This is a genomic window from Streptomyces sp. NPDC058653, assembly GCF_042716895.1.
Classification (GTDB): Bacteria; Actinomycetota; Actinomycetes; order Streptomycetales; family Streptomycetaceae; genus Streptomyces.
This window is the reverse complement of record NZ_JBHXRM010000006.1, coordinates 62,816-74,874: the sequence shown is the minus strand read 5'-3', so window position 1 is coordinate 74,874 and position 12,059 is coordinate 62,816. Positions and strand designations below refer to the sequence as shown.

The following is a 12,059-nucleotide window of genomic DNA, read 5'->3' as shown; positions in this document are numbered from 1 at the left end:
AGCGAGATTTCACCACCGTGACTGCTCTCACTCTCAGCACAGCCGGCGCGGCGACGTTGCGCGCCGACGCGATCGTCGTCGGCGTCGCCAAGGGAGCCAAGGGCCCGGCCGTCGCGCCGGGCGCCGAGGCCGTGGACAAGGCGTACGACGGCAAGCTCGCCTCCGTCCTGGAGTCCCTCGGCGCCACGGGTGCCGAGGGCGAGGCGACGAAGCTGCCGGCGCCGTCCGGCCTCAAGGTCCCGATCGTCATCGCGGTCGGCCTGGGCACCGCCCCGGAGAAGGACGAGGCGTACGGCGCCGAGACCCTCCGCCGGGCCGCCGGAGTCGCCGCCCGCACCCTCTCCGGCGCCAAGAAGGCCGCGTTCGCGCTGCCCGTGGAGGCCGCCGAGGACCTCGCCGCCGTCGCGGAGGGCGCGCTGCTCGGCGCGTACGCCTTCACCGCGTACCGCGGCACCGAGAAGACCGCCAAGTCCGGCGACGACAAGGGCGACAGCGGTGTGAAGCAGCCGCTCGGCGAGATCACCCTCCTCGGCGCGAAGCCGCGCGACAAGGCGCACAAGGCGGCCGTCGAGCGCGCGATCTCCCTCACCGAGGAGATCAACCGCGCCCGCGACCTGATCAACACCCCGCCGAACGACCTGTATCCGGAGACCTTCGCCGCCATCGCCGCCGCGGCTGGCAAGGAACACGGCGTCAAGGTCCAGATCACCGACGAGAAGGCGCTCGTCAAGGGCGGCTACGGCGGCCTGCTCGGCGTCGGCCAGGGCTCGGAGCACGGGCCGCGCCTCGTACGCCTGGAGTACACGCACGCCAAGGCGAAGAAGACGATCGCCCTGATCGGCAAGGGCATCACCTACGACTCGGGCGGCATCTCGCTCAAGCCGCCGGGCCACAACGAGACGATGAAGTGCGACATGAGCGGCGCCGCCGCCGTCTTCGCCGCCGTCATCTCCGCCGCCCGCCTCGGCCTCCACGTCAACGTCACCGGCTGGCTGGCGCTCGCCGAGAACATGCCGTCGGGCACCGCCACGCGCCCCGGCGACGTCCTGCGGATGTACAGCGGCAAGACCGTCGAGGTCCTCAACACCGACGCCGAGGGCCGGCTCGTCCTGGCCGACGCGATCACCCGCGCCTCCGAGGAGAAGCCGGACGCGATCGTCGACGTGGCCACGCTGACCGGCGCCATGGTCGTGGCGCTGGGCAGCCGGACCTTCGGCATCATGTCGAACGACGAGGCCTTCCGTACCTCCGTGCACGAGATCGCCGAGGAGGTCGGCGAGGCGTCCTGGCCCATGCCGCTCCCGACCGAGCTGCGCAAGGGCATGGACTCCCCCACCGCCGACATCGCGAACATGGGTGAGCGGATGGGCGGCGGTCTGGTCGCCGGACTGTTCCTCAAGGAGTTCGTGGGCGAGGGCATCACCTGGGCGCACCTCGACATCGCGGGCCCGGCCTTCCACGAGGGCGCCCCGTACGGCTACACGCCCAAGGGCGGTACGGGTTCGTCGATCCGCACCCTGGTCAGGCTCGCCGAGCGCACCGCCGCGGGCGACCTGGGCTGATCGCCCGACGGTCCGGCGCCGGGCCGTCAGGGGAATGCGCGACCCGCCCCGCTGGTTCCAGTCGAGTACTGGGGCGGCGGGGCGGGCCGTTCCGCTCCCCGCGAAACGTGCCGTCACGCCGGTCGTCCGCGCGGGCTCTCCATGAGCCCCTCCCCCGGGCCTCCCCGAGGAGGACGGCTTCCCGCGGCGGCCGACGAGGCATCCGTACGGAACGCCCCGCCTGTGCAGGACATGCGTAGAACATGAGTACGGCCTGCGCACGGGCATCCGCGCGAGCGCACGTACGAGTCAGTAACCTCTGATGACGGCCGGCCGGCCGTCTCAGACCCCGGCCCCGCGTCCCGTCGCCCTCCGACAAGTGCGAAGATGGGTTCTCGGCAGGACAGGGCCCCCACCACAGGGCCGACGAAACAGCGGCCGAACACCAGCCGCCGCCCGGTCATCGACCGCGCCCGGCGCACATGCATGGAGGACGTGACGTGGCGAACGACGCCAGCACCGTTTTCGACCTAGTGATCCTCGGCGGCGGTAGCGGCGGTTACGCCGCGGCGCTGCGCGGAGCGCAGCTGGGCCTGGACGTCGCCCTGATCGAGAAGAACAAGCTCGGCGGCACCTGCCTGCACAACGGCTGCATCCCCACGAAGGCCCTGCTGCACGCCGGCGAGATCGCCGACCAGGCGCGCGAGGCCGACCAGTTCGGTGTCAAGGCCACCTTCGAGGGCATCGACATCGCCGGGGTCCACAAGTACAAGGACGAGGTCGTCTCCGGCCTCTACAAGGGCCTCCAGGGCCTGATCGCCTCCCGCAAGGTCACCTACATCGAGGGCGAGGGCCGGCTCTCGTCGCCGACCTCCGTCGACGTCGACGGCCGCCGTGTCCAGGGCCGTCATGTCCTGCTCGCCACCGGCTCCGTACCGAGGTCGCTGCCGGGCCTGGAGATCGACGGCCGGCGGATCATCTCCTCGGACCACGCGCTGAAGCTGGACCGCGTCCCGCAGTCGGCGATCGTCCTCGGCGGCGGCGTCATCGGCGTCGAGTTCGCCTCGGCGTGGAAGTCGTTCGGCACGGACGTCACCGTCATCGAGGGCCTCAAGCACCTCGTACCGGTCGAGGACGAGAACAGCTCCAAGCTCCTGGAGCGCGCCTTCCGCAAGCGGGGCATCAAGTTCAACCTCGGCACCTTCTTCGACAAGGCCGAGTACACGCAGGACGGTGTGCGCGTCACGCTGGCCGACGGCAAGACCTTTGAGGCGGAGGTGCTGCTGGTCGCGATCGGCCGCGGCCCCGTCTCACAGGGCCTCGGATACGAGGACCAGGGCGTCGCGATGGACCGCGGCTTCGTGGTCGTCGACGAGTACATGCGCACGAACGTGGAGACGATCTCGGCCGTCGGTGACCTCGTCCCGACACTCCAGCTCGCGCACGTCGGCTTCGCCGAGGGCATCCTCGTCGCGGAGCGGCTGGCGGGTCTGCAGACCGTCCCCGTCGACTACGACGGCGTGCCCCGGGTGACGTACTGCCACCCCGAGGTCGCCTCCGTCGGTATCACCGAGGCCAAGGCCAAGGAGATCTACGGTGCGGACAAGGTCGTCGCTCTGAAGTACAACCTGGCGGGCAACGGCAAGAGCAAGATCCTGAAGACCGCGGGCGAGATCAAGCTCGTCCAGGTCAAGGACGGTGCCGTGGTCGGCGTCCACATGGTCGGTGACCGTATGGGCGAGCAGGTCGGTGAAGCACAGCTGATCTACAACTGGGAGGCTCTGCCGGCCGAGGTCGCGCAGCTCATCCACGCGCACCCGACGCAGAACGAAGCCCTCGGCGAGGCCCACCTGGCCCTGGCCGGCAAGCCGCTCCACTCCCACGACTGATGCGTCAGTCCGGGCGCGACGACCTTTACCGCACTTCCCCTCGCCCGGCGCTCCGCGCCGGCTGGGGAGATCCCACCGTTAGGAGCAACTGAGACCATGGCGGTTTCCGTAACCCTGCCGGCGCTCGGCGAGAGCGTCACCGAGGGCACTGTCACCCGCTGGCTGAAGGCCGAGGGCGAGCGCGTGGAGGCCGACGAGCCGTTGCTCGAGGTCTCCACGGACAAGGTCGACACCGAGATCCCGGCGCCCGCCGCCGGGGTCCTCGCGTCGATCAAGGTCGCCGAGGACGAGACGGTCGAGGTCGGCGCCGAGCTGGCCGTGATCGACGACGGTACGGGCGGCGCGTCCGCCCCCGCGGAGCCGGAGCAGGCCGCGGCTCCCGCCGAGCCCGAGCCGGAGCCCGCGCCGGCTCCGGCCCCCGTGCAGCAGGCCCCGGCGGTGCCCGAGGCATCCGCGCCGGCTCCCGCCGCGCAGTCCGGCGGCTCCGCCGAGGGCACGGACGTCACTCTCCCGGCGCTCGGCGAGAGCGTCACCGAGGGCACCGTCACCCGCTGGCTCAAGGAGGTCGGCGAGGCGGTCGAGGCCGACGAGCCCCTTCTCGAGGTCTCCACGGACAAGGTCGACACCGAGATTCCCGCCCCGGTCTCCGGTGTGCTGCTGGAGATCGTGGTCGGCGAGGACGAGACCGCCGAGGTCGGCGCGAAGCTGGCCGTGATCGGCGCCGAGGGTGCCGCTCCGGCGGCTGCCCCCGCACCGGCTCCGGAGGCTCCGGCCGCCGCTCCGGCACCCGCGCCGGCGCCCGAGCCCGCTCCCGCGCCGAAGCAGGAGGCCCCGGCACCTGCTCCGGCTCCGGCTCCGAAGCAGGAGGCTCCGGCGCCCGCTCCCGCCGCCGCCCCCGCTCCCGCCCCGTCGGCGCCCGCCGCCGCACCTGCCGCCCCCGCCCCGGCTCCCACCGACGACGGCGCGTACGTGACACCGCTCGTGCGCAAGCTCGCCGCCGAGAACGGGGTCGACCTGGCCTCGGTCAAGGGCACCGGCGTCGGTGGCCGTATCCGCAAGCAGGACGTCGTCGCCGCCGCGGAGGCCGCCAAGGCCGCCGCGCAGGCTCCGGCACCCGTGGCCGCCCCGGCCCCCGCCGCGTCGAAGGCCCCCAAGCTGGAGGTCTCCCCGCTGCGTGGCCAGACGGTCAAGATGCCGCGCATGCGCAAGGTCATCGGCGAGAACATGATGAAGGCCCTGCACGGCCAGGCCCAGCTGACGTCGGTCGTCGAGGTCGACATCACGAAGCTGATGAGGCTGCGCGCGCAGGCCAAGGAGGCCTTCGCCGCCCGTGAGGGCGTCAAGCTCTCCCCGATGCCGTTCTTCGTCAAGGCCGCGGCCCAGGCGCTGAAGGCGTACCCGGTCGTCAACGCCCGTATCAACGAGGACGAGGGCACCATCACGTACTTCGACTCGGAGAACATCGGCATCGCCGTCGACTCCGAGAAGGGTCTGATGACGCCGGTCATCAAGGGCGCGGGCGATCTGAACCTCGCCGGTATCGCCAAGAAGACCGCCGAGCTGGCGGGCAAGGTCCGTGGCAGCAAGATCACGCCGGACGAGCTGTCCGGCGCGACCTTCACCATCAGCAACACCGGTTCACGCGGCGCCCTGTTCGACACGATCATCGTGCCCCCGAACCAGGTCGCCATCCTGGGTATCGGCGCGACGGTCCGCCGTCCGGTGGTCATCAACCACCCGGACCTCGGCGAGACCATCGCGGTGCGCGACATGGTCCACGTCGTGCTCTCCTACGACCACCGGCTGGTGGACGGCGCGGACGCCGCCCGTTACCTCGTCGCGGTCAAGGCGATCCTGGAGGCGGGCGAGTTCGAGGTCGAGCTCGGCCTGTAGTCCCCGCCGCACACGTCACGACGGCGCCCCCGCCCGGAGAGATCCGGTCGGGGGCGCCGTCGTTCGCGCGAACGGACCGGCCCCCGCGTGCGGCCGGATCCTCCTCCTGGCGGTCGGGTCCTCCTCTTATACGTGAACACATCGCCTCATCTCCCCCGCGCGGATACGGTGTTGACCCCGCGTGAGGGAGCGGACACGAAGCGCGTGACACCAGGGGGAACACCGTCCATGCCTCATCAACCGATCAACGATGTGGTCGTCGTGCTGCCCGGCATCATGGGCAGCCGCCTCGCCGACGCCGAGGGCCACGAGGTGTGGGGGGCGTCGGGGGCGGCGCTGTGGCGCGGCATCCGTACGCTCGGCCGGTCCGTGTCCGGCCTGACGCTGCCCGCCGATCTCGGCGACGGCCATCCGGGCGACGGCGTCCGGGTGCTCGGCACCGTCCCCGATCTGCACGCGGTCCTCGGCCGCTGGAGGGTGATCGACGGCTACAGCGGACTGCTGGACTGGCTGGAGCGGCACTTCACCCTCCGCCGCCGGCTCCCGGGCGAGGCCGCCGACGCGCCCGCCAACCTGGTGGAGTTCGGCTACGACTGGCGGCTCTCCTGCCGCTACAACGCACGCCTGCTGCGGGACCGTGTCGACGAGGAGCTGGGCCGCTGGCGCGCCTCCGCCCCGGCCCGCCGCGACGCGCGGGTGACCTTCGTCTGCCACTCGATGGGCGGTCTGATCGCCCGGTACTACGCGCAGTGCCTGGGCGGCCACGCGATCACCCGCCGTCTCGTCACCATCGGCACACCTCACCGGGGCTCCGTCGACGCCCTGGAGACCCTGGTGAACGGCCACAGCGCCGGTCCCCGCCCCGTCCGGGCGGCACTGACCCGGTTCGCCCGGAGCCTGCCCTCGCTCCACCAGCTGACGCCGGACTACGCCTGCCTCCAGTCCGGCAAGGGACTGCTGTACGCGCGCGAGCTGCCGCACCGTGTGCCCGGCGTGGACGGGGAGTTGATGCGGGACGCGGGCCGCTTCCACGCGGAGATCCGGGAGGCTGCGGCTGCGCGTACGGGCGGCTCGTTCCTCGTCCCGTTCGTGGGGGTGGAGCAGCCCACGGCGACCACGGCCGCGTTCTCCGAGGACGGCGAGCGGCTGACGACCCTGCTGACCATCGACGGCGCGTCCGAGGGCGGTGACGGCACGGTCCCCCGGCTGTCGGCCCATCCGCCGGGCTCGACGGCCGGCCACGCCCCGTACGAGCTGCACGGCTCCCTCCAGGTCAACCGGGGCGTACGCGACGCCCTGTGGAACCTGCTGGCCCCCGAGCCCGCCTACCACCGGGACCCCGACCACGACCCGGTCCCGCTGCGGGTGCTGGCGCCGGAGTACGTGGCGGGCACCGCCCCGTACGACATCGCGGTGACGGTCCCGGCCGGGACCCCGCGCGGCGACGAACTGCGCGTCCGCGCGACGCTCCGCCCGGCGGGCGAGGGCGGGACCGTCGGGCGCACGCTGCGCAATCTGGGCGGGGGCGCCTACGGAATATCCGTCACCGAACCGCTCGTCCCCGGCCCGTACCGGGTGGCGGTCGAGGCGGTGGGACGGCCGGACTCGACCGTGACGGCGCTCGTACTCGTGGGGGACGGCAGTGACGGGGAGCGGGACGGGACCGATGGCTGAGCCGGCGGAATTCACCGTCGGGGGGACCGCGCTCGGCATCGTCGTGGAGAACTACGCGCGGCCGGCCCTCCGCCGACTCCCGGACGCGCGGGCGCAGTTGGACCGGGTCATGGCGCAGCTCGCCAGATACGGGTACGAGCCGTCGGTGTTACGCGATCCCACCCGGGACCAGGTGCGCGACACGGTGCTCGACTGGCGGCGGGGCTGGGAGGCGGGGGGCGGACACGGCCCCGCGGTCGTCGTGTGGTCGGGCCACGGCGAGAGGCACGGCGAACAGCTGCATCTGATCACCCATGGCACCGAGGAAGCCTTCGACCCGGACCAGATCTACACCGTGGAACTTCTGGCGGGGGCCGCGCTGCGTTCCGGCGCCGACCAGATCCTGTTGATCGTGGACACCTGCTACTCGGGGGCCGGGGTGCGGTCCGCCCTGGAGCGGGCGCTTCGGGACTGGGCGGAGAAGTCCCTCCCGGAGCACCGGGCCAATTGGCTCGGCGTGGTGGCGAGTTGTCAGCCGGACGAGCCGGCCGCGGGGCGCGGCACGCTGCTCGACACGGTCGTCGAGGTTCTGCGGTACGGACCGGCCACGGAGAGGTATCAGCACGCGTGGAGCGTCCACAACCGGGGGGTGACGGGCACGACGGTGATCGACGCCGTGCTGGCCCAGTTGCCGCAGGGGGGACAGCGACCTCTGTCGGTCACGGCCGGGCTCTCCCTGCCGATGTTCCAGAACCCTCTCTGGGAGAAGAGCGCGCCCCCGAGGCTGGTCGAGCATCTGGTGCTGTCGGGGCGGGCGGCCGATGCCACGGAGGAGGGCTGGTTCTTCACCGGCCGCCGGGACGTGCTGGCCGGGATCGTGGCCTGGCTGGGCGCCGGGAGGCCCGGCCTCTTCCTGGTGACGGGCAGCGCGGGCAGCGGGAAGTCCGCCGTACTGGGCCGTCTGGCCACCCTCTCGGACCCCGAACAGCGCGCGGAGGCGCTCCGGCACGGCGCCCTGGCGGACGGCGATCCGGACCCCGGCGAGGGCTCCGTCGACGCGTCGGTGCATCTGCGCGGGACGGACGCCCGGCGGCTCGCCGAGACACTGGCCGAGCATCTGGGGCTGCCCGTGCCGAAGACGCCGTCGGCGCTGATCGCGGACCTTGAGGCACGCGACTCGCCGCGCCCGGCGACCCTGCTGCTGGACGGTCTGGACGAGGCCGCCCCGGAACAGTCCACGGCGATCGTCGAACAGCTGCTGGTACCGCTGAGCCGCATCGCGACGGTGCTGCTGGGCTCCCGGGACCGCCCGTTCCGGCCCCACGCGGAGCCCCGGGAGCCGCTGGACGAGACGCTGAGGAGGTGGCTGGGTGCGACGGTGACCGTGGTCGACCTGGACAGACAGCCGGACAGCGCGGGCGACCTCCGGGCGTACGCGGAGAGCCGGCTGCGCGCGGGAGGCGTACCGGAGCCGCGATGCGGCACGACGGCTGCCGCCGTGGCCAGGCGTGCGACGAGCGGTGACGGGGGCTTCCTGTTCACGCGGCTGGCCACCGGCGCACTGGTCCGGCGTTTCAAGGAGTACGGCGGCGAGAGCGGGGAGAGCGAGCTGCCGGACTCGATCGCCGAAGCTCTCGCCGACGACCTGCGGAGCGGTCCGAAGCTGACGCGTGGCGGGGAGGAGGTCCCCCTCGGGGCGTACGACCTGCTCACCGCGCTGGCGTGGAGCACCGGCCGGGGCATGCCGGCCCGTGGCGTCTGGGAGAGCGCGGCCCGGGCCGTCAGCGCGGCGGGGACCGGCTACGGCCCGGCGGATGTGGACTGGGTCCTGGCCGAGTACGGCCGGTACCTGGTGGAGGACACGGACGGTACGCAGGCGGTGTACCGGCTCTACCACCGGGAGTTCGTCGACCAGCTGCGCCGCGTCTCCCCGCGGGGCGGGCGGGACGGTACGTCCGGCCCCGCTCTGCGCGTCGCGGAGGCGCTGATCGCGCTGCTGCGGAGCGAGACGGACGACATGGCGGCTCCGGAGCGGGCGAACCCGTACCTGCTGCGCGAGTTGCCGGCGCACATCGTGGCGGCCGGGGCCCCGGGGGTCGAACTGCTGCGTGCTCTGGTCGAGGTGCACGCGGAGCGGTTCCTCCCGATGCTCGCCGCGGCCCTGTTCGATCTGGCCGTCCAGCGGAGCAGGTCCGGAAACCCCGCGGCGGCGATCGGGCCCGCCCGGGAGAGCACCGGTCTCTACCGGGACCTGGTCCGCGAGAATCCCTCCGCCCATCTGCCCGACCTCGCTGCCTCACTCCACAACCTCACCCGTTGTCTGGCCGACTCGGGAGATCCCCGGGAGTCACTCGCACCCGCTCGCGAGGCGGTGGCCATCCGCCGCGCTCTGGCCGGGGAGAACGCCGCCGCCCACCTCCCCCGCCTCGCGGCGTCGCTCAACACCCTCTCCAGCCATCTCGCGGCGGCGGGCGACCGGCCGGCGGCGCTGGCGCCCGCGCGGGAAGCCGTGCGGATCTGCCACACCCTCGCGCGGACACACCCGGCCGCCTACCGCCCCGAACTCGCCCGGTCCCTCAACAATCTCTCCCAGCGCCTCGCGGAGACGGGGGACACGTCCGGCGCGCTCGCCGCCGCGCGGGAGTCGACCGAGCTGCGGCGCGCGCTCGCCGAGGAGAACCCCGGCGCCCATCTCCCCGAACTCGCCCGGTCCCTGGTCGATCTGGGAGTGCAGCTGGCCGCGAACGGGGAGGGGCGGGAGGCGCTCGACGTCACCCGGGAGGCCGCCGGTCTCTGGCGCGACCTGGCCGAGGAGAACCCGGCGGCGTACCTGCCGTTGCTGGCGGGGGCGCTGGCCAATCTCGGCGCCCGCCTGGGCGCGGAGGGGTACTGGCGGGAGGCCCTCGAACCGGCGCACGAGGCCGTCGGCCTGCACCGGCGCCTGGTGGAGAGGAGTCCGGCCCCGCACCTTCCGGGCCTCGCCCTGTCCCTCAGCAACCACGCCGCCCGTCTCGGGGACCTCGGCGAACGGCACGCGGCCCTCGTGGCCGAGGAGGAGGCCACCGGCATCCGCCGCACCCTGGCGCGGGACAACCAGGCCGCCCATCTGCCGGACCTCGCCCTGTCCCTCAACAATCTCGGCGCCCATCGCGCGTCGGTCGGAGACATTCGGGGGGCGCTCGCCTGTGCCCAGGAAGCCGTCGACCGGTACCAGGTCCTGGGGGAGGAGAACCCGGCCGTCCATCTCCCCGGACTCGCCAAGTCGCTGAGCAACCTCGCGGTACGCCTCGCCGAGACCGGAGACCGGCACGAGGCCCTCGTACGGGCCAACGCGGCGGCCACCATCCAGCGCGGCCTGGCCGAGCGGAACCCCGCCGTGCACCTCCCCGGCCTCGCCTTCTCCCTCCACAACCTCGCCCTCCATCTCGCGGAGACCGGACGGCCAGCCGTGGCGCTCGCCCCCGCGCGGGAGGCCGTCGACATCCGCCGCACCCTCGTCGAGGAGAACCGCGCCGCCCATCTGCCCGACCTGGCCATGTCCCTCAGCAGCCTCGCCCAGCGCCTCACCGACAACGGCGACGGGGAGGCCGGACTCGCGCACGCCCGGGAGGCCCTGAGGGCCCACCGGGAACTGGCCGGCCAGTACCCCGCCGCGCACCTGCCCGCCCTGGCCATCTCCCTCAACAGCCTCGCCGTCCAACTCGTCGCCACCGGCAACGGGCGGGACGCGCTCAGGGCCGTCCAGGAGGTGGTCGGCATCAGCCGCGCCCTGGCCGCGGAGAACCCCGCAGTCCACCGCCTCGGCCTCGCCGTATCCCTGGGCGGCCTCGCCTTCCTCCTCGCCGACTCCGGGGACGGCCCCGGGGCCCTCGCGCCTGCGCGGGAAGCCGTCGACATCCGCGTCGCACTGGCCCAGGAGAACCCCGCCGCGCACCTCCCCGGCCTCGCCTTCTCCCTCAACGGCCTCGCCGCCCAGCTCCTCGGCGACGGACAGCACGAGGAGGCGCTCGCCGTCTACACGGACACCGAGGACAAGCTGGCCGCGCACCCCGAAGCGGCACGCCGGATCGCTTTCGAGCGGGCGCTGTTCCGCCTCCTGCGCCTCGACGCCGCGGCGGGAGTGGCGGAGTTGGTACCGATGACCGTCGCCTCCGAACCACCGGGTCCGGCGGGCGAACGTGTCTTCGCCGCCCGTCATCAGCTCCGTACCCACAGAGCCCTCGGCCCGGGCGAGGCCGAACGCGTCGCCTCCGCCTGGGAGCGGATCACCGGGACCGGGCCGCCGGTCTGGCTCACCCTGCCCCAGCGGGCCCTGGAACTGGCCAGGGAGTGGCTCGATTGCCGCAGCTGGGCCGCGTCCCGCGCGTTCTGGACCGACCACTCGGCCGAACTCCTCTCCCCGGAGGTCGCGTCGGCCCTGCGGGAGTTCGCGCTGATCACCGACACCGCCGACCTAGGACTGGAGATCGTGGAGCGGGCCGCCTCGGCCGGCCCCGACGCCGCCTTCCGCCCCCATCTCGTCGGAGAACTGCTCAGCACCTGGCTCGCCGCGCCCTCCTGGGACGAGTCCCGCGCCCTGCTCTCCGCCCACGCCGCCGACCTCCTCCAGGCCGACGCCGAACAGTTCGCCGCCGGGGGCGGGCCCAGCGTCCGCGTCCATGCCGCCGTGCTCCACCTCGCCCGTGCGTTCGGCATCCCCGCGGCGTACACCTGCGTCGCGAACCGCGCCGCGCTCCACGACCGGGTCACGGCCGCCCTGACGGTCCCCTCCCCCGACACCCTCCGGCACTGCGCCACGCTCGAAGAGACCATCTTCGCGGACCCGTTCGCCGGCCTCGTCCACCGGGCCGTCGCGGACATCCTCGGCGGCGCCGGGGGTCCCCTTCCCACGCTGCCCGCCCCGGCCGGTCCCGACGACCGCGACCGGGTTGTCTCGGAGATCGCCGCGCTCATCGGACGGCACCCGCCGCACGCCCAGCCGCTCAGCGCCCTCCTCCAGGCCGTCCTGGCGGCCACCCCCGCCCCGTGACCGATCGGCCGGCGCCCCCGAGGGGTAACCTCGGCCTCGGTCACCCGAAGGAGC

The 12,059-nt window shown here is 73.3% G+C and carries 5 protein-coding genes; all 5 read left to right on the top strand.

What is annotated here, in order from left to right:
• Positions 1–17: 17 nt before the first annotated feature.
• The 5 genes from ACFWU9_RS07270 (at position 18) to ACFWU9_RS07250 (ending at position 12,005) form a co-directional block, all read left to right on the top strand.
• Positions 18–1,562, top strand: a complete 1,545-nt coding sequence (locus tag ACFWU9_RS07270; RefSeq protein ID WP_384315409.1) for a leucyl aminopeptidase — start codon at positions 18–20, stop codon at positions 1,560–1,562.
• A gap of 479 nt (positions 1,563–2,041) precedes the next feature.
• Positions 2,042–3,430, top strand: a complete 1,389-nt coding sequence (gene lpdA, locus ACFWU9_RS07265) for a dihydrolipoyl dehydrogenase (RefSeq protein ID WP_384315408.1) — start codon at positions 2,042–2,044, stop codon at positions 3,428–3,430.
• A 96-nt stretch (positions 3,431–3,526) separates the two neighbouring features.
• The gene (sucB, locus tag ACFWU9_RS07260; protein WP_384315407.1) at positions 3,527–5,323 is read left to right on the top strand and encodes a 2-oxoglutarate dehydrogenase, E2 component, dihydrolipoamide succinyltransferase; all 1,797 of its coding nucleotides are present in this window, start codon (positions 3,527–3,529) and stop codon (positions 5,321–5,323) included.
• A 228-nt stretch (positions 5,324–5,551) separates the two neighbouring features.
• On the top strand, positions 5,552–6,997 hold the full coding sequence (locus tag ACFWU9_RS07255) for an esterase/lipase family protein (protein ID WP_384315406.1): 1,446 nt from the start codon (positions 5,552–5,554) through the stop codon (positions 6,995–6,997).
• Positions 6,990–12,005 (top strand): tetratricopeptide repeat protein, encoded by a 5,016-nt coding sequence (locus ACFWU9_RS07250; RefSeq protein ID WP_384315405.1) that lies wholly within the window; start codon positions 6,990–6,992, stop codon positions 12,003–12,005. The genes ACFWU9_RS07255 and ACFWU9_RS07250 overlap by 8 nt, the downstream gene beginning before the upstream one ends.
• Positions 12,006–12,059 lie beyond the last annotated feature (54 nt).